Origin of the sequence: Sphingomonas sp. AAP5, from assembly GCF_004354345.1 — a bacterium.
In the GTDB taxonomy this organism is placed as follows: domain Bacteria; phylum Pseudomonadota; class Alphaproteobacteria; order Sphingomonadales; family Sphingomonadaceae; genus Sphingomonas; species Sphingomonas glacialis.
This window is the reverse complement of sequence record NZ_CP037913.1, coordinates 322,362-344,327: the sequence shown is the minus strand read 5'-3', so window position 1 is coordinate 344,327 and position 21,966 is coordinate 322,362. Positions and strand designations below refer to the sequence as shown.

17 protein-coding genes are annotated in these 21,966 nt (G+C 66.0%); 8 read left to right on the top strand and 9 right to left on the bottom strand.

All coding sequences use genetic code 11. The annotated features are described in order from the left end of the window. Nucleotides 1-43: 43 nt before the first annotated feature. From E2E30_RS01550 to sppA, 6 genes are all read right to left on the bottom strand, one after another. Nucleotides 44-454 (bottom strand): DUF3035 domain-containing protein, encoded by a 411-nt coding sequence (locus tag E2E30_RS01550; RefSeq protein WP_133186598.1) that lies wholly within the window; start codon nt 452-454, stop codon nt 44-46. Beyond that, a complete protein-coding gene (lspA, locus tag E2E30_RS01545; RefSeq protein WP_133186596.1) occupies nt 447-989 on the bottom strand; it encodes a signal peptidase II in 543 nt (180 codons plus the stop codon). Before lspA ends, E2E30_RS01550 begins: the two co-directional genes overlap by 8 nt. Next, a complete protein-coding gene (gene ileS / locus E2E30_RS01540; protein WP_133186594.1) occupies nt 986-3,874 on the bottom strand; it encodes an isoleucine--tRNA ligase in 2,889 nt (962 codons plus the stop codon). Before ileS ends, lspA begins: the two co-directional genes overlap by 4 nt. Nucleotides 3,875-3,950: 76 nt before the next feature. Then, nucleotides 3,951-4,247 carry a GIY-YIG nuclease family protein gene (locus E2E30_RS01535; RefSeq protein WP_133186592.1) on the bottom strand — a complete coding sequence of 99 codons (297 nt, stop codon included), beginning with the start codon at nt 4,245-4,247 and terminating at the stop codon, nt 3,951-3,953. 59 nt (nt 4,248-4,306) lie between these two features. After that, nucleotides 4,307-4,891, bottom strand: coding sequence for a GNAT family N-acetyltransferase (locus E2E30_RS01530; protein WP_133186590.1), 585 nt, complete (start codon nt 4,889-4,891; stop codon nt 4,307-4,309). Next, complete coding sequence (gene sppA / locus E2E30_RS01525) at nt 4,888-6,780, bottom strand: signal peptide peptidase SppA (protein ID WP_133186588.1); 1,893 nt, start codon at nt 6,778-6,780, stop codon at nt 4,888-4,890. Before sppA ends, E2E30_RS01530 begins: the two co-directional genes overlap by 4 nt. A 226-nt stretch (nt 6,781-7,006) precedes the next feature. Between sppA and groES the strand changes: the two genes are divergently transcribed. The 3 genes from groES to E2E30_RS01510 all read left to right on the top strand — a co-directional run bounded on the left by groES (nt 7,007) and on the right by E2E30_RS01510 (nt 9,787). Next, nucleotides 7,007-7,294 (top strand): co-chaperone GroES, encoded by a 288-nt coding sequence (groES, locus tag E2E30_RS01520; protein WP_010183565.1) that lies wholly within the window; start codon nt 7,007-7,009, stop codon nt 7,292-7,294. Nucleotides 7,295-7,348: 54 nt separating this feature from the next. Beyond that, nucleotides 7,349-8,992, top strand: a complete 1,644-nt coding sequence (gene groL / locus E2E30_RS01515) for a chaperonin GroEL (RefSeq protein WP_133186586.1) — start codon at nt 7,349-7,351, stop codon at nt 8,990-8,992. 219 nt (nt 8,993-9,211) lie between these two features. Continuing rightward, entirely contained in the window at nt 9,212-9,787 is a 576-nt protein-coding gene (locus tag E2E30_RS01510) for a Uma2 family endonuclease (RefSeq protein WP_133186584.1), read from the top strand. Between the two features lie 4 nt (nt 9,788-9,791). On the opposite strand, the gene E2E30_RS01505 is transcribed toward E2E30_RS01510, so the two are convergent. Beyond that, nucleotides 9,792-10,313 carry a hypothetical protein gene (locus E2E30_RS01505; protein ID WP_133186582.1) on the bottom strand — a complete coding sequence of 174 codons (522 nt, stop codon included), beginning with the start codon at nt 10,311-10,313 and terminating at the stop codon, nt 9,792-9,794. A gap of 176 nt (nt 10,314-10,489) precedes the next feature. On the opposite strand from E2E30_RS01505, the gene E2E30_RS01500 reads away from it, so the two are divergent. After that, the gene (locus E2E30_RS01500; protein ID WP_240699008.1) at nt 10,490-13,345 is read left to right on the top strand and encodes a TonB-dependent receptor; all 2,856 of its coding nucleotides are present in this window, start codon (nt 10,490-10,492) and stop codon (nt 13,343-13,345) included. On the opposite strand, the gene E2E30_RS01495 is transcribed toward E2E30_RS01500, so the two are convergent. Continuing rightward, nucleotides 13,339-13,830, bottom strand: a complete 492-nt coding sequence (locus E2E30_RS01495) for a GNAT family N-acetyltransferase (RefSeq protein WP_133186580.1) — start codon at nt 13,828-13,830, stop codon at nt 13,339-13,341. The genes E2E30_RS01500 and E2E30_RS01495 overlap by 7 nt on opposite strands. 23 nt (nt 13,831-13,853) lie before the next feature. Further along, on the bottom strand, nt 13,854-14,909 hold the full coding sequence (locus E2E30_RS01490) for a mannose-1-phosphate guanylyltransferase/mannose-6-phosphate isomerase (protein ID WP_133186578.1): 1,056 nt from the start codon (nt 14,907-14,909) through the stop codon (nt 13,854-13,856). A 171-nt stretch (nt 14,910-15,080) separates the two neighbouring features. On the opposite strand from E2E30_RS01490, the gene E2E30_RS01485 reads away from it, so the two are divergent. From E2E30_RS01485 to E2E30_RS01470, 4 genes are read left to right on the top strand one after another with little or no spacing between them, the layout of a single operon-like run. After that, nucleotides 15,081-16,469: a TIGR03013 family XrtA/PEP-CTERM system glycosyltransferase gene (locus E2E30_RS01485; protein ID WP_133186576.1), complete on the top strand. Its 1,389-nt coding sequence runs from the start codon at nt 15,081-15,083 to the stop codon at nt 16,467-16,469. After that, nucleotides 16,466-18,514 (top strand): XrtA/PEP-CTERM system histidine kinase PrsK, encoded by a 2,049-nt coding sequence (gene prsK / locus E2E30_RS01480; protein WP_206365623.1) that lies wholly within the window; start codon nt 16,466-16,468, stop codon nt 18,512-18,514. Before E2E30_RS01485 ends, prsK begins: the two co-directional genes overlap by 4 nt. Then, on the top strand, nt 18,511-19,860 hold the full coding sequence (gene prsR, locus E2E30_RS01475) for a PEP-CTERM-box response regulator transcription factor (protein ID WP_133186572.1): 1,350 nt from the start codon (nt 18,511-18,513) through the stop codon (nt 19,858-19,860). The genes prsK and prsR overlap by 4 nt, the downstream gene beginning before the upstream one ends. Beyond that, a complete protein-coding gene (locus E2E30_RS01470) occupies nt 19,853-21,898 on the top strand; it encodes a tetratricopeptide repeat protein (RefSeq protein ID WP_133186570.1) in 2,046 nt (681 codons plus the stop codon). The genes prsR and E2E30_RS01470 overlap by 8 nt, the downstream gene beginning before the upstream one ends. The last annotated feature ends 68 nt before the right edge of the window (nt 21,899-21,966 follow it).

Below are 21,966 nucleotides of genomic sequence, written 5' to 3'. Positions count from 1 at the left end.
CAAAACCCTCTCCCGCGGCCGCGGGGGAGGGTTTTGTTTCGGCTCACTTCGGCGCGGTCGCCTTGGCTGCCTGACCGTCGCCCTCGGGCGCTGCGACGACGTCGCGCGTCGTCGTGCCCTTGTCGACCACGGTCGTGCCCGGATCGCCGACCGACGAGCGGATGCCGGGATCGTCCGAATCGACGCCCGCCTGCGAGATCGCAGCGCTTTCGGCGGCGCTGCGCGGCGCGGTGCCGCCGAACAGCGCGTCGAGCGCCTGCGCGTTGGCGCTGGTGTCGTTCGCGCGGGCCGCACCTGGCTTTGGCGGGGTCAGCGAGAAATCGGGCGGAATGACGAGCGGAGCCTGGCGCGCGACCGAGAATTCGTCAGGCCCGCTGCGGCCACCCTTGCCATGCGCGCAAGCGCCCAACGCGAGCAGCGCCACGCCGGCCGACAGAATCGAAATCTTACGCATGGATATTCTCCGTTGGGCCCTGGTCCGCCCCAGATGCTTTGGTCCCAGAATCTTGGTTCGGTGTATCTCGTATCAGAAGCGCGCGCGCGAGCAAGATGAGCACGCCGATACTGATCGCCGCGTCGGCGATGTTAAACACCAGGAACGGCTGCCACGCGCCGAAATGCAGATCGGCGAAATCGACGACATAGCCGAGCCGGATCCGGTCGAGGATGTTGCCGAACGCGCCGCCGAGCACGAGCCCGAGCGCCATCTGGTCGGCGCGCTTGGTCTCGCGCAGCATCCACACCAGCACGCCGACCGCGATCGCGCCGGTCATCAGCACCAGCAGCCAGCGCGTAGTGTCGGTGTCGGCGTGGAGCAGCCCCAGCGACACGCCCTTATTGGCAACGAAGCGCAGGTTGAAGAACGACGTGACGTAATGCGCGTTGGTCATCGCATCGAGCTTGAGCCCCTCGGTCACGCCGAGCTTGGCGGCCTGGTCGGCGGCGAAGAGCGCGACCGCGGTCGCGAAGCCTGCGAGCGGGAGCCTCATGCCACCACCGCCTCGCAGCGATCGCACAGATCGCCGTCGTCCTGCACTTCGGGCAGCAGCCGCCAGCAGCGCCCGCATTTGTGGAAATCGGTCCGCGCCACCGCGAGCGTGTCGCCGAGCGTGACTTGCGCGACGATGAACAGCTCGGCGAGTTCGGCAACCGGCAGCGGCGCCTCAGGCACGACCACCTCGGCCTCGAGGCTCGAACGCACGATCTTCTCGCGGCGCAGCGGCTCGATCGCCTCGGTCACCTGCTGGCGCAAGGCGCGGACGGCATCCCACTTTGCCGCATCGACGCTGTCAACCGCGGGAACCTCGGGCCACTCGAGCAGATGCACCGAGCCATCCTCGCTCGGGAAGCGCGCCTGCCACGTCTCCTCGGCGGTGAAGCACAGCACCGGCGCGGCATAGCGGACCAGCGCGTGGAACAGCGTGTCGAACACGGTGCGAACAGCGCGGCGCTTGGGATCGGTTGGCGCGTCGCAATACAGCGAATCCTTGCGGATATCGAAGTAGAAGGCCGACAGATCCTCCTGCGCGAACTCGGTCAGCAGCCGGACATAGCTGTTGAAATCGTACACCAGCACCGCCGCCTTGAGCTTGGCGTCGAGCTCGGCGAGCAGGTGGAGCACATAGCGCTCAAGCTCGGGCATCTCCGCGACCGGAAGCCGCTCGACCTCATCGAAACCGTCGAGCGCACCGAGCAGGTAGCGGAAGGTATTGCGCAGCTTGCGATACTGGTCGGAGACGCCGCCGAGGATCTCCTTGCCGATGCGGTGGTCCTCGGTGAAATCGACCGACAGCGCCCACAGCCGCAGGATGTCCGCGCCCGATTCCTTCATCAAATCGAGCGGGTTGATCGTGTTGCCGAGCGACTTGGACATCTTCATGCCCTTGGAGTCCATCGTGAAGCCATGCGTCAGCACCGCATTGTATGGCGCGCGCCCGCGCGTGCCGCACGCCTCCATCAGCGACGACTGGAACCAGCCGCGATGCTGGTCCGAGCCTTCGAGATAGAGATCGGCCGGCCATTGCAGATCGGGCCAGCGCCCGCTCTCGAGCACGAAGGCATGCGTGCAGCCGCTGTCGAACCACACGTCGAGAATGTCGGTGACGCGCTCGTAATTGGCGAGGTCGTAGTCGGGGCCGAGCAGGTCCTGCGCCACTTCCTCGCTCCACGCATCGACGCCCTCGGCGTTGATCGCCGCGATGATGCGCGCGTTGACCGCGGGGTCGACGAGATACTGGCCGGTCAGCCGGTTGACGAACAGCGTGATCGGCACGCCCCAGGCGCGCTGGCGGCTGATCACCCAATCGGGGCGGCCGGCGACCATCGCGGTGATGCGATTCTGGCCCTTCGGCGGATACCAGGTGGTCGCTTCGATCGCCGCGAGCGCGGTGGAACGAAGGGTAGTGACAGGCTTCTCGACGTCGCTCGAAGCGAACGGAAGGGAGGGCGCGTCCGCCTGCCGAGAAGAGGTTGTCCCATCCCCGTTCGTGTCGAGCGAAGTCGAGACACCTTCCCCGATCGCTTGATCCATCGGAATGAACCACTGCGGCGTCGCCCGGAAAATCACCTTCGCCTTCGACCGCCACGAATGCGGATAGGAATGCGCGAAATCATCGCTCGCCGCGAGCAACGCGCCCACTGCGCGCAAATCCGAACAAATCGGCCCCTCGGCGGAGACGAACTTCTTGTTGATCACCGAGCCCTGCCCGCCGAGCCACGCCCAATCGTCGCGATACATCCCCGCGCCATCGACCGCGAAGACCGGCTCGATGCCGTATTGCTTGCACAGCAGGAAATCGTCCTCGCCATGATCCGGCGCCATATGGACGAGCCCAGTGCCCGCGTCGGTGGTGACGAAATCGCCCGGCAGGAACGGCCGCGGCTTGGCGAAAAACCCGCCGAGTTCGTGCATCGGATGGCGCGCGGTGGCGCCTTCGAGGTCGGAGCCTTTGATCTTCTTGTAATCGCCGCCCCAGCCATAGTTGTCGTAAGACGCCGACAGCCGCATGAAGACACCGTCCTCCAGCGCAGTTGCGACAAGCAAGCGTCGGCCGTTGGGGTCGGTTACAAGCTGATACTCGATCTCCGGCCCATAACTCAGCGCCTGATTCACCGGGATCGTCCACGGCGTCGTCGTCCAGATCACCGCATGCGCGCCGACCAACTCGGGCGCATTCGGCGCATCCACGATCTCGAACGCCACGTCGATCTGCGTCGACACGACGTCCTCATATTCGACCTCAGCCTCGGCGAGCGCGGTCTTTTCGACCGGCGACCACATCACCGGCTTGGCGCCGCGATAGAGCTGGCCGTCTCCTGCGAACTTCATCAGCTCGGTGACGATCGTCGCTTCGGCGGCGAAATCCATCGTCAGATAGGGATGGTCCCAGTCGCCATTGATGCCGAGCCGCTTGAGCTGCTCGCGCTGCACGTTCACCCAATGCTGCGCATAGGCGCGGCACTCGGCGCGGAACTCGTTCGCGGGGACGTCGTCCTTGTTGCGCTTCTTGGCGCGGTACTGCTCCTCGACCTTCCACTCGATCGGCAGGCCGTGGCAGTCCCAGCCGGGCACGTAGGGCGCGTCCTTGCCGAGCAGCCCCTGCGTGCGGCACACCGTGTCCTTGAGGATATGGTTGAGCGCATGGCCGATATGCATGTCGCCGTTCGCGTACGGCGGGCCATCGTGCAGGATGAACTTCTCCCGGCCGCGGCGGGCCTCGCGGGTCTTCTCGTAAAGGCCCATCGCCTGCCAGCGCGCGAGGATGCCGGGCTCCTTGGCGGGCAGGCCGGCCTTCATCGGAAAGTCGGTCTTCGGCAGGAAGACGGTGTCGCGATAATCGCGCGGAGCGGATGCGGTGTCTGGGGTGTCGGTCATTTGAGTGCGGCCTTAGCGAAGCGCGGAAGCTCTTGCTAGTTCCCCGGCGAAGGCCGGGGCCCAGTCGGAATGCGCATCACATCGGATCGAGTCGGTCGAACAAATCTTCCCATTCCGGATTGAGGCCCTCGATTTCGCGGATTTTCCAGGCGCGCTTCCATTCCTTCATCTGCAATTCGCGCGTGCGCGCGTGTTCGATCCCGCCGCACGCGTCATACCAGACAAGCCGGTCGCAGCCATATCGCCTGGTGAAGCCGCCGATCAGGGCGTTGCGATGCTCCCAGACGCGCTTGGGGAGGTCACTCGTTACGCCGATATAGAGCGTACCGTTGCGACGGTTCGCCATGACGTAAACGAAGCCTGGTTGCTCCACCCCATGCGCTCCTCGACTGGACCCCGGCCTTCGCCGGGGAACATCCTCGTGCCGCTACTTCACCAATTCCACACCATCCCCGTCTCGCTGAACGGCTTGGGTTCCATCGGCGGGATCGTCGCGTCGTTGAGGTCGCAGTGCCAGTATCCGACGTCGATCCAGCGCCCGTCCTTATACCCCGCCTCGCGGAAGAACCCGGCGCGCTTGAAACCGACCGACTCGTGCAGCCGGATCGAATGGTCGTTGGGCAGCGCGATCACGCCGATCGCATGCGTGAAGCCCTGCGCGCGCACCGTGTCGATCAGCGCATCGTACAGCTGCCGCCCGTTGCCGCGCCCCTGCGTACCCGTCTCGAGATAGACCGTCGTCTCGATCGTGAAGCGATACGCCGGCCGATCGCGGAACGCCGAGGCATAGGCATAGCCGAGCACCGCCCCGCCCTCGCCTTCGGTCGCGACCAGCCACGGATATAGCCCGCCCGATGCCGCCATCCGCCGCGCGATCACGCCGGCATCGGGCGCCTCGGTCTCGAACGACACCGTGCCGCGCTCGACATAGGGGCGGTAGATCGCCGCGATCGCCGCAGCATCGTCGGGGGTCGCGGGACGGATCGCGATCCGCGTCGGGGCGCGGTCCAGGCTCACAGCCCGAACCGCGCGAGCACGAAGTCCATCAACCGTGCGTCGCCAGCACGCGGCGCGGTGCCGCCGACGCCGTCGCATTCGAGACAGCGCGCCTGGATCGCAGCCCCCGTGCCGATCCGGGTCACGTCGCCCAGCGCGCGCGCGAACACTGCACGCCGCTCGGCCGCCATCCGCGTGAAGGCATCGCCTGCCGACGCATCGTCATCCTTGTTCGAATCGGCGAACTGCTGGATCATCTTGGCGAACGCGCTCGGCTTCTTCTCGAGATATTCGGCGTGATAGCCATCGGCCTTCAAGCCAGCGCGCCGCGCCGCCTCGGCGATCGCATCTTGCAACCCGCCGAACTTGTCGACCAGGTGGAGCTGGAGCGCGGTCCCGCCATCCCAGACGCGACCCTGCGCGATCTCGTTGACTTGCGCGGGCGTCATCTTCCGCGCGCCGGCGACGCGCGTGATGAACTGGCGATAGCCATTCTCGATCCCCGCCTGGAAGATCGCATCGGTCTCCGGGTTGGTGCCGCCATAGATGTCGGGCTGCCCCGAGAGGGGCGTCGTGCGAACGCCGTCGGTGGTCAGCCCGACCTTCTTGAGCGTGTTCTCGAAGGTCGGGATAATCCCGAAGATGCCGATCGAGCCGGTGATCGTCGTCGGCTGCGCGAACACCATGTCGCCCGCGGTCGAGACCCAATAGCCGCCCGATGCCGCGACCGAGCCCATCGAGACGACGATCGGCAGCTTCTGCGCCTTCGCCTCCTCGATCGCGCGGCGCATGTCTTCCGATGCGAGCGCCGAGCCGCCGGGCGAATCGACGCGCACGACGAGCGCCTTGAGGTCCTTCTTGGCGAGCGCATCGAGCAGCAGCTTCGACACCGTGTCCGACCCGACCGAGCCGGCCTTCGACTTGCCGTCGATGATGTCGCCCGCGATCGTCAGCACGCCGACCTTGTCGCCGCCGGTCGGCAGCGGATTGGCGGCGACATAGGCGTCGTATTTGATCGTCTTGAACAGCCCGGCCGCCTTGCCGCTGTCGACCCCGGCGATCGCGGCGACGCGCTTGCCGAAGTCGAGCCGCGTGCCGAGCTTGTCGACCAGTCCCGCGTCCATATTGGCCTTGGCGATGTCGCCCTGCGCAGCGGTGATGACCGCGCCCGGCGTCGCGAGGAAGGGCGCGAACTTCGCCTTGGGGCGTGCACGCGCGACCGACTGCTGCCAGTTGGCGAACAGCACCTGGTAGAGCTTGACCACTTCCTCCTTCGCCTCGGGCGAGGCTTCGGTGCGGGTATAGGGCTCGACGAACGACTTGTACTTGCCGACGCGGTAGACGTGCGCATTGACGCCGAGCTTGTCGATCAGGCCTTTGTAATAGAGCTGCGATCCGCCCGGCCCCATGAACAGCGTGCCGCCCATCGGGCTTTCCCAGATCTCGCTGGCGTTCGCGGCGAGGCGGTAGCCGGAATCGGTATACGCGGTGGCATAGGCCAGCACCGGCTTGCCCCCCTTCCCATCGGAACCGTCGCGAACGCGGCGCAGCGCCGCGCCGACATCCTCGAGCGCCGCTGGATAACCGCCGCCGAACGAGTCGAGATCGAGCACGACCACCTTGACGCGGTCGTCCTTGGCCGCCTTGTCGAGGCTGCGGACCACGTCGCGCAGGCGATATTCGCGCTGGATGCCGTTGCCGCTCAGGCTGGTGAAGGCGCTTGCCTCCTGCGTCTGCTCGACGATCGGGCCATCGAGCTTGAGCACGAGCGCACCGTCGCCGATCGCCGCCTTGTTCGGTTTCGAGGCGAGGGCTGCGAACAGCAGGCCAAAGAACAGCAGCATCGCGATAAGGACCAGCGCGTCCTTGATGCCGACGAGAATTTTCCACGCGCCGCGTACGAGTTTCACTTGGCAGCTCCTTGTTGGCGGAGATCACATCGCCTCGCTACGGCAAGCCACCAGCCGAGTAAATGCGTGCTATACGACCAACACGGCAATTCGCCGATTTTGCATTTGGTTCCGCAGAAATTTGGCTGCGCCCGTTGACGATGCGAGACCTCGCCATCATATCCGCCCTGCTGGCACTCACCAACGTCGAGTGCTAACACCTGTTCATTATAAAGGGACTTCGCCCATGACCTTTCGTCCGTTGCACGATCGCGTGCTCGTCCGCCGCGTAGAGGCAGAAGAAAAGACCGCCGGCGGGATCATCATCCCCGAGACCGCCAAGGAAAAGCCGCAGGAAGGCGAAGTCGTCTCGGTCGGTACCGGCGCCCGCAACGAAGCCGGTGAAATCCACCCGCTCGAAGTCAAGGCCGGCGATAAGATCCTGTTCGGCAAATGGTCTGGCACCGAGGTCAAGATCGACGGCGAAGACCTGCTGATCATGAAGGAATCGGACATCCTCGGGATCGTCGGTTAAATCCTTCTTCGCGTAACTTTCACCACATTTCTCATCTGAAAGGGTAGCCTCATCATGGCAGCCAAGGACGTAAAATTCGGCCGTGACGCGCGCGAGCGCATCCTCCGTGGCGTCGACATCCTCGCCGACGCCGTCAAGGTCACGCTGGGGCCAAAGGGCCGCAACGTCGTGATCGACAAGAGCTTCGGCGCACCGCGCATCACCAAGGACGGCGTCACCGTCGCCAAGGAAATCGAGCTCAAGGACAAGTTCGAGAACATGGGCGCGCAGATGCTGCGCGAAGTCGCCTCGAAGACCAACGACATCGCCGGCGACGGCACGACCACCGCAACGGTTCTGGCGCAGGCCATCGTTCGCGAGGGCATGAAGTCGGTCGCCGCGGGCATGAACCCGATGGACCTCAAGCGCGGTATCGATCTCGCGGTCATCAAGGTCGTCGAGGACGTCAAGTCGCGTTCGAAGCCGGTTTCGGGTTCGCACGAAGTCGCCCAGGTCGGCATCATCTCGGCCAATGGCGATCGTGAAGTCGGCGAGAAGATCGCCGAAGCGATGGAGAAGGTCGGCAAGGAAGGCGTGATCACCGTCGAGGAAGCCAAGGGTCTCGAGTTCGAGCTCGACGTCGTCGAAGGCATGCAGTTCGACCGCGGCTACCTCTCGCCCTACTTCATCACCAACCCCGAGAAGATGTCGGTCGAGCTTCAGGATCCCTACATCCTGATCCACGAGAAGAAGCTGTCGAACCTGCAGGCGATGCTCCCGATCCTGGAAGCCGTCGTTCAGTCGGGTCGTCCACTCCTGATCATCGCCGAGGACATCGAGGGCGAGGCACTCGCCACGCTCGTCGTCAACAAGCTGCGCGGCGGCCTGAAGGTCGCAGCGGTCAAGGCACCGGGCTTCGGCGATCGTCGCAAGGCGATGCTCGAGGACATCGCGATCCTGACCAAGGGCGAGATGATCTCGGAAGACCTCGGCATCAAGCTCGAGTCGGTCACGATCGGCATGCTCGGCACCGCCAAGCGCGTCACGATCGACAAGGACAACACCGTCATCGTCGACGGTGCCGGTGACTCGGACGCGATCAAGGGCCGCACCGATGCGATCCGTCAGCAGATCGAGAACACGACGTCGGACTACGACAAGGAGAAGCTCCAGGAGCGTCTCGCCAAGCTTGCTGGCGGCGTTGCTGTCATCAAGGTCGGCGGTTCTTCGGAAGTCGAAGTCAAGGAGCGCAAGGACCGCGTCGACGACGCGCTGCACGCAACCCGCGCAGCCGTTGAAGAAGGCATCGTCCCCGGCGGCGGCACGGCCCTCCTCTACGCCAGCAAGGTCCTCGACGGCCTGACCGGTGCGAACGAAGATCAGACGCGCGGCATCGACATCGTCCGCAAGTCGCTGACCTCGCTGGTGCGCCAGATCGCCACCAATGCCGGCCACGACGGCGCGGTCGTCTCGGGCAAGCTGCTCGACGGCAACGATCCGACGATCGGCTTCAACGCTGCGACCGACACGTACGAGAACCTGGTCGAAGCCGGCGTGATCGATCCGACCAAGGTCGTCCGCACCGCGCTGCAGAACGCAGCATCGGTCGCCGGCCTGCTCATCACGACCGAAGCGGCCGTGAGCGAGCTGCCGGAAGACAAGCCCGCAATGCCGATGGGCGGCGGCGGCATGGGCGGCATGGGCGGTATGGACTTCTGAGCCAACGCGGCCTGACATAGCGAGAGCTATGTCAGAACTCGCGTGGCTCCGGCCGGCGGGATCGTCGAGCATGCTCGACGATCCCGTCCGACGCAGCACCGGCTTTGCCGGTGCCGGAAGCCCGCACTACCCGGCCTCCTTGGCTGGACAAGACCAAGGGCCGGCGGAGCGATCCGCCGGCCCTTTGTTTGTCCGCCGATCGGCGGTATATTCTGCGCCATGCCCGCGACCTCTCTCGATCTCGACCCGGCCTATCGTCGCATCAGCGTCGAGGAGTTCCTCGAGATGGATTTCGGCGGCGCCAGGGCTGAGCTCGAAGACGGCCTGATCTACATGATGGCGGGCGGCAGCGAGCAGCATGCGCGAATTGCCGGCAATATCTTCGCCTGCCTGCGTGGCGCGCTGCGCGGCTCAGGCTGTCGCCCGTACGGCTCCGATCTCGCTGCGCAGACAGACGATCGCACCGTGCGCCTCCCCGACGTCAGCGTCTATTGCAACAACCCAGCAGCGCCCGAGAACGCGCGCAAGAAGCTGATCGGTGAGCCGCAAGTGGTCTTCGAAGTCCTGTCCACCTCGACCTTCACTTACAATCAGAAGGTCAAGCTTGCGGAATATTGTGCGCTCGCCGGGACGCGCGAAGTCATTCTCGTCGATCCGGCGGAAGAACGGATCCACGTCGTCCAGCGGACTCCGGCGGGCGGCTGGACCGCCGACTGGCTTGGCCCCGACGAAGACGTGACGATCGCTTCGCTCAACCTGACCATCCCCCGCTCGAAAATCTTCGCGCGCGATTGAAGGCTCAGTTGGGCCCGGGCATATCCGCCACCGCGGCACGCGTCGGCGCGGCGGGTACCGGGCATTTGCGCGCATAGCCCAGCCCCTTGAGAAACGCGCGCCGTGTCTGCCCGGCATAGACCGCCGCCTCGGCGCGGCGCTGCTCTTTGTCCGCTCCGGTGATGACCCGGACGAGGCCAAGCCCCGGGATCAGCGTACTGACCGCCGTCCGCGCCGCCACCGCCGCGATTTCGCTGCCCTCGCCCTTGGCCTTGCCCGGCACGTCGACATCGGCGCCGAGTGCACCGTCGAGCTTCCGAACTTCGCCCGCGATCGTCGCGCAGCTTTGCGTATGCGCTGCGGAATACGGCGCCGACGCCGCGAGCTGAAGGACAGGCGGAATCTTGGTCTTCTCGATCCGCGTGTCGCGTAGTGGCTGCGTCACGACATGCCCGAGGCTGTCGCGCTCTTGCGCATGGCCGCTCACAGCCGCGATCGAGCCGATCAGCAGCGCGCTCATGCCGTAAACTATGGGGGTGCGACGCATCGGTGTCCTCCGCCTGATTCGGTTCGAGCGTATCCCTACCATAGACTGGTCGCCGACTCGCGCCTTCTCCGAAACATAGCGAAAACGTCACGCTGCCGTCACGCGACGCGGATAGGGCCTCGGCGACGCGGGCACATTGGGAATCCCCAATCAACGCCGCGAGCCGGGGGAAAATCATGATGTTCGGACAAATCCGGGCGCGTAGCTTCGCGTCCAAGGCAGGCCTGTGCGCGCTGCTCGGCTCCACCGCGCTACCGGCATATGCCGCCGATGTAGCGGGCCGCGTGCTCGATCCGCAGACCGGCGCGGCTTTGCCGGGCGCGACGATCTCAGCTGCGGGTCGCACCGCGGTCGCCGACCGCGACGGCATGTTCGTGATCCGCGATCTCGCGCCCGGTCCGGTCGAGCTGACCTTCACCTATGTCGGCTATCCGACCGTGACGCGCAGCACGACCTCGAGCGACCGCGCGACGGTCGTCGAGTTCCGGCTCGATCCGCCATCGGGCGACACGAGCGGCGGCGAGATCGTCGTCACCGGACAACGCGCGGCCGAGCGCCGCGCACTCCAGGCCAAGCGCTCGTCCAATTTCATCCAGGATACGCTCAACGCCAACGACGTCGGCAAGCTGCCCGACCAGAACGTCGCCGAAGCGGTGCGCCGCCTGCCCGGCATCTCGGTCGCGAACGATCAGGGCGAAGGGCGCTACGTCATCATCCGGGGCGTCAATCCCAACCTCGCCAACGTCACCGTCAACGGCCAGACCGCCCCCGCACCCGAGCCCGAGAGCCGCCAGGTCAAGCTCGACGACATCCCCTCCTCGCTGATCGGCTCGGTCACCGTCGTCAAATCGCTCACGCCCGACCGCGACGCCAATGCCATCGCGGGTCAGGTCGACATCAACACGCTGACCGCGTTCGACCGCACCAAGGCGTTCGCCAACGCGCGGATCGTCAGCGGCTACAATACGCTCAACAGCCGCAGCCCGTATGAGGGCGATATCACTGCGGGCACGCGCTTCGGTCCCGACAAGACCTTCGGCGTCGTGCTGTCGGGCAACTATTCCAGCCGACCGATCGAGTCCGAGAACCTGCAAGGCTCGTCGAACTGGGGCACGCCGCCCGGCGCGAGCCGCGCGCTGCCCGACGATTACCGGTTGCGCGACTACAATCTCAACCGCACCCGCTACGGCGTAGTCGGCAATTTCGACTGGCGGCCCAGTTCGGACGTCAGCGTCTATCTCCGCACGCTCTATTCGACCTTCAAGGACCACGAGACGCGCGATCAGTCGCGGATCGAGATTCCGGTCACCTATGCAACGACCAACGCCGCTGGCGTCACCGCGCAGCCGACCGCAGCGCAGCAGGCGGTCAATGCCGCGATCTCGAACGGCAGCACCTTCAGCGGCCGCGGCACGCGCTTCCTGCGGCTGCGCAACGAGGATGACTCGACCTTCTCGGGCGAGCTCGGCGGCAAGTTCCGCTTTGGCGGGTCGGAGCTGCAGGTCGAGGGCACCTACAGCAAGGCGCTCAAGAAAGACCCGCTGCGCTCGGAATTCTCGTTCCGCAGCGGCAGCACCGCGCTGACCGGCCTGTCGCTCGACCTCGCCGACACGCTGTTCAAGGTCAACACCGCCAATGGCACGCCTTACAACAGCGCGCTCTACAACGGCTATCGCGTGACGTACGACCGCCGTCGCGCCGCGGAAAACCTCTACCAGGCGCGCGCCGACCTGACGATACCGATCGGCGTCGGCAGCGACAGCACGATCAAGCTCGGCGGCAAGTTCCAGCAGACCGACAAGTCCAACAATCGCGACTTCCAGCAATATTCGCTCGGCAGCACGCTCGCCGCGACCGGGGCTGCGGGCGACGACGGCAGCGCGATCTATGACGGCCGCTATCCGGTCGGCCCGCGGATCAACTACGATCAGGCGCAGACCTATTACACCGTCACCAATCCCGCCGCGCGGACGCAGAGCGCGTCGGACGCGGCGACGTCGGTCGCCAACTCGCTGGTCAACGATTACGACCTCAGCGAGAAGGTCTATGCCGGCTACATCATGGGCACGTTCACGTTTGCGAAGCTGACGATCGTCCCCGGCGTCCGCATCGAGCACACCGACGGAACCTACAAGGGCAAGGCCTTCACCGCGACCTCGCTGGTGAGCCAGGGTTACAACGTCTCGAATTCGCGCGCCTATACCGACGCCTTCCCCGATCTCACCGTGCGCCTCGACGCAACCGACCGCCTCGTGCTGCGCGCCGCCGTCACCACCGCGATCGGCCGGCCGGATTATAATCTGCTCGCGCCCTACGTGAACGTGAGCGACACCACGCCCAACGCTGGCGTCGTCGCGCTCGGGAACCCCAACCTCAAGCCCTACAAGGCGGCGTCGGGCGATCTATCGGCCGAATATTATCTCGCGGGCCAGGGGATCGTTTCGATCGCGGGCTTCTACAAGCATCTCGACGACCCGATCTTCACCGTCGGCACGACGCAAGGCGGCACCTTCGGCGGCACGACCTTCACTCGCGCACTGGTCACGCAGCCGGTCAATGGCGACGGCGCCAAGATCTATGGCGTCGAGGCCAATCTCCAGGCGCAGCTGACCTTCCTGCCGGGTGCGTTGTCGGGCTTCGGCGTGTCGGGGAATTTCACCTATACCGATGGATCGTCGCGCGGCGTGATCGGCCGGGCGGGCTCGGTGCGCAATCTGCTCCAGTCGAAATATATCGGCACGGCGCAGCTCTATTACGAGAAATACGGCCTGACCGGACGGCTCGCCTATACCTATCGCTCGGCCTATCTCGACACGCTCGGCACGAGCGCGGCGACCGACCAATATACCGACGAGAACAATTCGCTCGATGCGCGGATCGGCTATTCGCCGGTCAAGCAGTTCACCGTGTTCGTCGAGGCGAGCAATCTGCTCGATTCCCCCTGGCGGCGCTACCAGGCGGTCAAGACGCAGCTGATCGAGAACGAGCGCTATCGCCAGACCTTTCGTATCGGCGTTCAGCTCGCTTATTGAGCGGCGGCGGCGAGCGGATACAGCATCGCGACGTTGCAGCGTTCGTATCGGGCGCCGAACTCCGCCATGATTCCCGCATCATGGCGGAAGCCGGCTTTTTCGTAGAGGCGGATCGCCGTCGCGCTCTTGGTATTGCTCAGCAGATACAGCCGCCGCGCGCCCATCGCCGTGGCGCGCGCGATGACGGCGTCGAGCAGGAATGCCCCCGCACCACGCCCGCGCGCGGTGTCGAGCACGCCCATCTTGGTCAGCTCATATTGGTCCTGCCCGGTCCGCTGCAGCGCGCACGCGCCGACAATGCCGAGACCCGCCGCCTCGACGAACAGGATATCGCCGCCCGGCGCGATGATCCGCTCGAACGGATGTTTGAGCACGTCGCGATCGGTCTGCTCGAGCCGATACATCGCGCCGATCCACTGCGCGTTGATGTCGTGGAAGGCGGGGGCAAGCGCGTCGCTATAGGCGTGAATCGTCAGGCCCGTCATCGTCGCTTACCCCCTGCCCCGCCTTACTTCTTCTTCATCGCCTCGATCAGCGCCTTGACCTCCTGGCTCCGACCGCTTGGCAGGATCAAGATGTCATTGCCGCTGGCAACGACGATCAGATTGTCGACCCCGACCATGGCGATCCGGACACCATCGCTGCGCACAAGGCAATTGGTCGTGTCGATCGCGATCACTTCGCCTTGATGCGAATTGCCCGCAGCGTCGCGCTCGCTGATGTCCTGCAGCGCGTCCCAGCTGCCGAGATCGCTCCAGCCCATCTTCACCGGCACGACGGCAACGCGCTCGGCCTTTTCCATCACCGCGTAATCGATCGACTCTGCGGGCGAAGCAGCAAAAGCTTCGGCCTCGGGATAGATCCGCTTGCCCTCGTGGCGCGCATTTTCCATCGATGCCTTGCACGCGGTGAGCGTCTCGGGATCATGCTGCGCCAGCGCTTCGAGATACGAATCGGCGCGGAACAGGAAAATACCACCGTTCCAGGCATGGTCGCCCGCGGCGAGCATCGCTTCGGCCGCGTCGCGCGGCGGCTTTTCGACGAACTTGGCGACGCGATGGACCCCGGTCGCCAGTTTCTCGCCCATATGGATATAGCCGTAGCCCGTCTCGGGCGCATGCGGATCGATCCCGAAGGTGACCAGCCAGCCCTGCTGGACCAGTGGCAACGCAGCTTCGATCGCGGCATGAAACGCCGGCACGTCGAGGATCACGTGATCCGACGGCATGATCAGCAGCGCGGCGTCCCCCGACCCCGCCGCGATCGCTGCCAAAGCGATCGCCGGTGCGGTATTGCGCCCGATCGGCTCGAGGATAAGCGCATCGGCTGTGGCGGACGCTGCTTCGAGTTGCTCTTCCACCATCGCTGCATGCTTGGCATTGGCGACGACGATCGGCGCACTGAACCGCTCGCCCTGGGCGCGACGGGCGGTGAGCTGGAGCATCGTTTCGTCGGAGGTCAGCGCCAGCATCTGCTTGGGCATGGCTGGCGTGGACATCGGCCACAGTCGCGTGCCCGACCCGCCCGATAGGATTACAGGGACAATCGTCTGTGGCTGTGGCATAAAGTTCCTCCTAGGTCGCGGCGCTGTAGCGGCTCGCGCGGCGGAAGGTAATCCCTTGTTCCATCCCGATCCGGCCCTTTTAGCTTTTCTTTGTCAATTTCTGCGACAGCGGCATGCCCGTGTCGGAATCGCTTACATCCCCCGCGCGGGCGCGGACGAGGTCCACCGCTGATGATCAGGTTGTTCAAGCACTATATTCCCAACGCCGTGCTGCTGCTCGGGATGATCGACTTCGTCCTGCTGATCGCGGCGGGGGAGATCGGCTACACGCTGCGAATGGGCCAGTTGCTCATGCCGATGACGCCGATGCAAGCGCGCATCCCGCAACTGCTGACCTTCGCCGCGTCGCTCGAAATGGCAATGGTCGCGGTTGGGGTGTACGGCGCGGGCGCGCTGCAGTCGTTGCGCTACGCGACGGCGCGGCTGCTTGTGGCGATTTCGCTCGGCGTGATCTTCCTGAGCGTCGTCTTCTTCCTCCTGCCGTCGGCGAGCTTCTGGCGGTCCAATCTGTTCTACGCGATGGGGATCGCCGCGCTGCTGCTGATCGCACTGCGGATCCTCATCGGCAAGCTGATCGGCGGGCAGGCGTTCAAACGGCGCGTCGTCGTGCTCGGTGCCGGCGCGCGCGCAGCGCGGCTCAAGGCGCTCGCGCAGACGCCGGGCGCTGGGTTCGTCGTCGTCGGCTATATCTCGATGAGTGAGGCCGCGCGCGTCATTCCCGAGGCGATTGCGCGCGATGCGATCTATAACCTCGCCGATCACGTCGTCTTGCTCAACGCCAGCGAAGTCGTGCTCGCGCTCGAGGAACGCCGCAACGCCTTGCCGCTCAAGGACCTGCTGCGGATCAAGACCACCGGCGTCCACGTCAATGAAATCTCGACCTTCCTCGAACGCGAAACCGGCCGAGTCGACCTGCAAAGCGTCAACCCGAGCTGGCTGATCTTCTCCGACGGGTTTTCGTCCGGCCGTGTCTTCTCGAGCCTGTTCAAGCGCGTGTTCGACGTCACCGCGAGCCTTATCCTGCTCACGCTCACGCTCCCGCTGATCCTGCTCACGGCGATCGCGATCAAGCTCGAGAGCAAGGGGCCGGCGTTTTATCGGCAGCGCCGCGTCGGGCTCTACAATGTCGGCTTCGACTGCGTGAAACTGCGTTCGATGCGGATCGACGCCGAGGTCGCCGGGCAAGCCGTCTGGGCCGAAAAGAACGATCCGCGGATCACGCGCGTCGGGCGCATCATCCGCAAGCTCCGGATCGACGAACTGCCGCAGACCTGGTCGGTGCTCAAGGGCGAGATGAGCTTTGTCGGTCCGCGGCCCGAGCGTCCGCAATTCGTCGAGGACCTCGAACAGCAGCTGCCGTATTACGCGGAACGGCACATGGTGAAGCCGGGGATCACCGGCTGGGCACAGATCAACTATCCGTACGGCGCGTCGATCGAGGACAGCCGGCAAAAGCTCGAATACGATCTCTATTACGCGAAGAACTATTCGCCCTTTCTCGATCTGTTGATCCTCCTGCAGACGGTCCGCGTCGTGTTGTGGCCAGAGGGCGCGCGATGACGGGCACCGCCACGCTCATCCTGTGGAGCCATGCGCTCGCCGCCTTTCTCTTCGCGGGCGTCGCCGCGTCGCGGCTGCGCGAGCGTGGCAAGGGCCTGCCGCGTTTGCCGCTGGTCTGCGCGCTCGGGCTGACCGCTTTGTGGGCGCTGGCGGTCGCCGGGATCGAAGCGAGCGATGTCGTCACGCGCGTCGCCGAAGGACTGCGCAATCTTGCCTGGCTCGCCTTCATGCATGCGCTCGTACGGCACGACCTACCGGTGCGCGAGCGCCGCGCGATCGGCGTCATCTACGGCGTGGTCGCCCTCGTCAGCGCCGCCGGGATCGGGCTCGCGATCCTCGAACAGGCCGTCGGCGTTACCCTAATTCCGCAAGTCGCCGCCGTGCGCTTGCTCCTGCGCAGCATGGTCGCGATCGTGGCGCTGTTGCTAGTCCATAACCTTTACGCCACCGCCACGCCGCGCTCGCGCGCAGGGTTACGCCTGGTCGTCTTCGCGCTCGGGGCGATGTGGGGCATCGACTTGCTGCTCTATGTTTCGGCTTATATCAGCGGCGGCGCACCGACCGCGCTGACGATCGGGCGCGGTTTCGTGATGGCGCTCGTCGCGCCGGTGCTCGCGGTCGCCGTCCAGCGCAATGGCGAGTGGACGCTGCAAGTCTCGCGCACCGTCGCGTGGCAGACCGTCTCGTTCGCGGTGACCTTGCTCTACGCCGCGGTGATGTTCGTCGCGACCAGCGCGATCGCCTCGATCAGCGGCGACAATGCGCGGCTATGGCAAACCGCCTTCGTCTTCGGTTCGACCGCTGCCGGGGTGACGATCCTGTCGTCGCCATGGGTGCGCGCCTGGGCCAAGGTGAAGGTCTCCAAACACTTCTTCCGGCATCGCTACGATTATCGCGCCGAGTGGATCCGTTTCACCGACACGCTCGGGAAGCCCGACGATGCGGCCTCGCTCGACGCGCGGATCGTCAAGGCGGTCGCCGATCTTACCGATTCTCCCGCCGGGCTGCTGCTCGTGCCCGATGGCGCGGGACTCGGCGTCGGCGCCGGGTGGAATTGGGACGCGCCCAGCGCTGGCGCCGAGACCGCGCTGGTCACGCATCTCGCAAGGACGGGGCGGATCGTCGAACTCGATGCGGTCCGCGCCGATACGACCGACGCGGCGGAAAGCGCGAGCGTACCGATCTGGATGCTCGACAGCGATGGCTGGGTGTTGCTGCCGCTCGTCCATCTCGACCGGCTGCAAGGCGCTATCCTGCTCGCCCGCCCGCCGATCGACCGCGCGCTCGACTGGGAGGATTTCGACCTGTTGCGCATCGCCGGACGCCAGGTCGCGAGCTATCTGGCAGAGGAGCGCGCGCAATCGGCGCTCGCCGAGGCCAAGCGCTTCGACGAATTCAACCGCCGCTTCGCCTTCATCCTGCACGACATCAAGAATCTCGTCAGCCAGTTGAGCCTCGTCGCGCGCAATGCCGAGCGCCATGCCGACAACCCGGCCTTCCGCGCCGACATGATCGCAACGCTGCAGGATTCGGCGGGGCGGATGAACGATTTGCTCGCGCGGCTGTCGCAGCATCATCACACGCGCGCCGAGGAGCTTCGCCCGGTCGAGGTGCTCGCGCTCGCCGAACTGGTCGCGGCGCGGCGACGCGCCCAGCATCCGGTCGTGGTGAGCGGCACATCCGTATTCGCGCACGCCGATCCCTTCCGGCTCGAGCAAGCGCTCGGCCATCTGCTGCAGAATGCGATCGAGGCAAGCCCACCGACCGAACCCGTTACGCTCGCGGTTTCGGGCGATGCCAAGCGCGTATCGATCGCGGTGATCGACCAAGGCTGCGGGATGAGCCCGGCGTTCCTGCGCGAACAGCTCTTCAAGCCCTTCGCGTCGTCCAAACCGGGCGGCTTCGGCATCGGTGCGTTCGAGGCGCGGCAGCTGGCCGAGGCGATGGGCGGCAGCGTCGCGGTCGAAAGCCGCGAGGGCGCCGGCACGACTTTCCATGTCACGCTCACTGCAGCGCGGACGATCTCGTTGGACCAGGCCGCATGACCGACAAACCCAAATTGCTGATCGTCGAGGACGATCTCGGCCTGCAGCGCCAGTTGCGCTGGGCGTATGAAGGCTATTCGGTCGTCACCGCGGTCGATCGCACCACCGCGCTCGACGCGATCCGCGCCGAGGAGCCCGCGGTCGTCACGCTCGATCTCGGCCTGCCGCCAGACCCCGACGGGACCAGCGAAGGCTTTGCCACGCTTGCCGAAATCCTTCGGCTCAAGCCCGACACCAAGGTGATCGTCGCATCTGGCCACGGCGCACGCGACAGCGCGCGCCAGGCGATCGCCGATGGCGCGTGGGACTTCTATGCCAAGCCGATCGACATCGACGCGCTCGGCCTGATCGTCGCGCGCGCGTTCCACGTCCACGCACTCGAAGCCGAAAACCGCCGCCTTGCTGCGCGCAGCAGCGGCACCGGGCTCGGCGGGATGATCACCGCGAGCCCCGAAATGCTCAAGGTCACACGCACGATCGAACGCGTCGCGGGTGCCGACGTGTCAGTGATGCTGCTCGGCGCGAGCGGCACGGGCAAGGAACTGCTCGCGCGCGGCCTGCACGATGCCAGCCCGCGCGCGAAGGGCGCGTTCGTCGCGATCAACTGCGCCGCCATCCCCGAGACCTTGCTCGAAAGCGAGCTGTTCGGCCACGAAAAGGGGGCGTTCACCGGCGCGGTCAAGACCACCGAAGGCAAGATCGAACAAGCACAGGGCGGCACGCTGTTCCTCGACGAAATCGGCGACGTGCCGCTGCCGCTCCAGGTCAAGCTGCTACGCTTCCTGCAGGAGCGCACGATCGAGCGGATCGGCGGCCGCAAGGCGATCGCGGTCGACACACGGATCGTGTGCGCGACGCACCAGGACGTCGACGCGATGGTCGCGGCGGGCACGTTCCGCGAGGATCTCTACTATCGCCTCGCCGAGATCGTCGTACGCATCCCCGCGCTCGCCGAACGCAGCGGCGACGCTGCCCTGCTCGCGCAGCATTTCCTCAAACTCTATGCCGCGTCGATGCGCTCGGGCGTTACCGGCCTCGCGCCCGACGCACGTGCGGCGATCGCGTCGTGGCCATGGCCGGGCAATGTCCGCGAGCTCGAGAACCGCATGAAGCGCGCCGTGATCATGGCCGAGGGCAAGCTCGTGACCGCCGCCGATCTCGATCTTGCCGAGGGTCGCGACGAGCTGCCGCTCAATCTGCGCGCAGCGCGTGAAGGCGCCGACCGCGCGACGATCACCCAGGCGCTGGCCCGCGCCGAGGGCAATATTTCCAACACTGCCAAATTGTTGGGCGTCAGCCGACCGACGCTCTATGATCTGCTGAAGAGCTATGACCTGCATGCATAAGTTCCTGCCGTATCTCCTCGGATCGGTCGCTACGATAGCCGCTGCGGGCCTGCTCGCGGTCGGCTGCAGCGCGCCGGCGCGCGCCGATGCCACCACCGCCCGTACCGAGCTCGCGCTGAGCGCGAAGGCGCTCGGAATCGGAAACTACAGTGCCGCGCGCAACCATGCCCAAGCCGCGATCAAGGCGGATCCGAAATCGGGGCTCGCGCATGCGATGCTCGCGCGCAGCTTCGTGTCGGTCGGCGACGGGATCGCCGCGGAGGGCGAAGTCACGCGCGCTCGTGCGGCCGGATTCGATCCGGCCCGCACGCATCATTTGCTCGCACAGGCCTGGCTGCTTCAGGGGCAAGCCAACCGCGCGCTCACCGAGGCTGGCAAGGCGCCGCCGCGCTATGCCGGCTACGCAATCCGCGTCGGCGCTCGCGCCTTGGCGGCGGGGGGCGATCCGGCGCGCGCGCAAGGCGTGCTCGCCACGCTGCTCGCCGATACGCCGAACGACAGCTTCGCCTGGTCCGATCTTGGCCGCATCCAGTATCAGATGGGCAATCTCGCAGGCGCGATCACCGCCGCGCAGCGCGCGACCGCCGCGAACGCCAACAATGTCGAGGCGCTGACGCTGCGCGGCGAACTCGTCCGCGCGCAATATGGGCTGGTCGCGGCGCTTCCGTGGTTCGAAGCCGCGCTCGCGCACGATGCCTATTACGTCCCCGCCTTGATCGAATATGCCGCGACGCTCGGCGAGGTCGGGCGCTATCAGGACATGCTCGCCGCGACGCGCAAGGCGCTCGCCGCGCGCCCGGGCAGCGTGCAAGCACTCTATCTCCAGGCGGTGCTCGCTGCGCGCGCCGGCAAGGACGATTTGGCACGCCAGCTGATGGCCCGCACCAAGGGCCAGCTCGACGCCATGCCCGGCGCGCTGCTGCTCAACGGCACGCTCGCGTACAAGGCCGGCGTGTACCAGCAGGCGATCGATTCCTGGACGCTGCTCGTCGGCCAGCAACCGACCAACATCGTCGCGCGGCGGTTGCTCGGCGCCGCCCTGCTGCGCTCGGGCGATGCGCGCGGGGCGCTCGACATGCTCAAGCCGATCGCGCTCCGGGCCGATGCCGACAGCTATACGCTGTCGCTCGTCGGGCGCGCGTTCGAACAGTCGGGCGAGCGCGACTGGGCGGCGACATATCTCGACCGCTCGGCGCTTCCCGTTCAGGTCGGATCGACGCCATTCGGCACCGATGACGGGCTGGCCGGATTGAGCCTCGCCGCACACACCGCGCCCGACGAGCCGGTCGCGCAGCTTGGGCTGGTACGCGGCCTGCTCGAAGCGGGCGATACCGCCGCCGCGCTCGCCAAGGCGCAGAGCCTCGTCGCCCTCACGCCGGGCGCGCCCAGCGCCTATCTCGCGCTTGGCGACACGCTGATGGCGATGAACCGCGCGGGCGACGCCGCCAATGCCTATCGCCGCGCGATCGACATCCGCTTCGACGAACCGACGATGCTGCGCACGGTCGATGCGCTCGACCGCGCGGGCCGCCGCGCCGAGGCCGCGAATGTCCTCGCCTTATTCGTGTCGCAAAACCCGCAGAACATCGCGGGCCAGCGCCTCACCGCGCATTGGCAGATCGCCGGCGGCGATTGGGACGCGGCGATCGAGACGCTCGAAAGCTTGCGGCAGCGGATCGGCAATCGCGACGCGGCTTTGCTCGCCGAACTGTCCTATGCCTATACCGGCGAAGGCGATGCGGTGACGGGCGGCGTGTTCGGCAAGGCCGCCTATGCGCTCGCGCCGATGAACCCGGCGACGACCGATGCCTATGGCTGGGCGCTGTACCAGCAGGGCAAGAGCGCGCTGGCTTTGCAACTGCTCGAAAAAGCCGCGTCGATCGCACCCGAGAAGTCGGAACTGCGCTGGCACCTTGGCCAGGCCTATGCCGATCTCGATCGCAATGCCGAGGCCAAGACGCAGATCCGCGCGGCGCTTGCCGATCCGAGCTTCGAGGATCGTGCCGCGGCGCTCGCGGCGCTGAAAGTGCTCGGCTAGCCGCGCGATCGCGGCCGCGGGTATGCCATGCAGAGGCGACGCGCTGGCTCAACTAGCGAAGCCGCCGC

Bases quoted from the DNA above. Each gene is read 5' to 3' on its own strand.
- E2E30_RS01550 (WP_133186598.1), bottom strand. From the start codon at position 454: ATGCGTAAGATTTCGATTCTGTCGGCCGGCGTGGCGCTGCTCGCGTTG.
- lspA (WP_133186596.1), bottom strand. From the start codon at position 989: ATGAGGCTCCCGCTCGCAGGCTTCGCGACCGCGGTCGCGCTCTTCGCC.
- ileS (WP_133186594.1), bottom strand. From the start codon at position 3,874: ATGACCGACACCCCAGACACCGCATCCGCTCCGCGCGATTATCGCGAC.
- groES (WP_010183565.1), top strand. From the start codon at position 7,007: ATGACCTTTCGTCCGTTGCACGATCGCGTGCTCGTCCGCCGCGTAGAG.
- groL (WP_133186586.1), top strand. From the start codon at position 7,349: ATGGCAGCCAAGGACGTAAAATTCGGCCGTGACGCGCGCGAGCGCATC.
- E2E30_RS01510 (WP_133186584.1), top strand. From the start codon at position 9,212: ATGCCCGCGACCTCTCTCGATCTCGACCCGGCCTATCGTCGCATCAGC.
- E2E30_RS01505 (WP_133186582.1), bottom strand. From the start codon at position 10,313: ATGCGTCGCACCCCCATAGTTTACGGCATGAGCGCGCTGCTGATCGGC.
- E2E30_RS01500 (WP_240699008.1), top strand. From the start codon at position 10,490: ATGATGTTCGGACAAATCCGGGCGCGTAGCTTCGCGTCCAAGGCAGGC.
- E2E30_RS01495 (WP_133186580.1), bottom strand. From the start codon at position 13,830: ATGACGGGCCTGACGATTCACGCCTATAGCGACGCGCTTGCCCCCGCC.
- E2E30_RS01490 (WP_133186578.1), bottom strand. From the start codon at position 14,909: ATGCCACAGCCACAGACGATTGTCCCTGTAATCCTATCGGGCGGGTCG.
- E2E30_RS01485 (WP_133186576.1), top strand. From the start codon at position 15,081: ATGATCAGGTTGTTCAAGCACTATATTCCCAACGCCGTGCTGCTGCTC.
- prsK (WP_206365623.1), top strand. From the start codon at position 16,466: ATGACGGGCACCGCCACGCTCATCCTGTGGAGCCATGCGCTCGCCGCC.
- prsR (WP_133186572.1), top strand. From the start codon at position 18,511: ATGACCGACAAACCCAAATTGCTGATCGTCGAGGACGATCTCGGCCTG.
- E2E30_RS01470 (WP_133186570.1), top strand. From the start codon at position 19,853: ATGCATAAGTTCCTGCCGTATCTCCTCGGATCGGTCGCTACGATAGCC.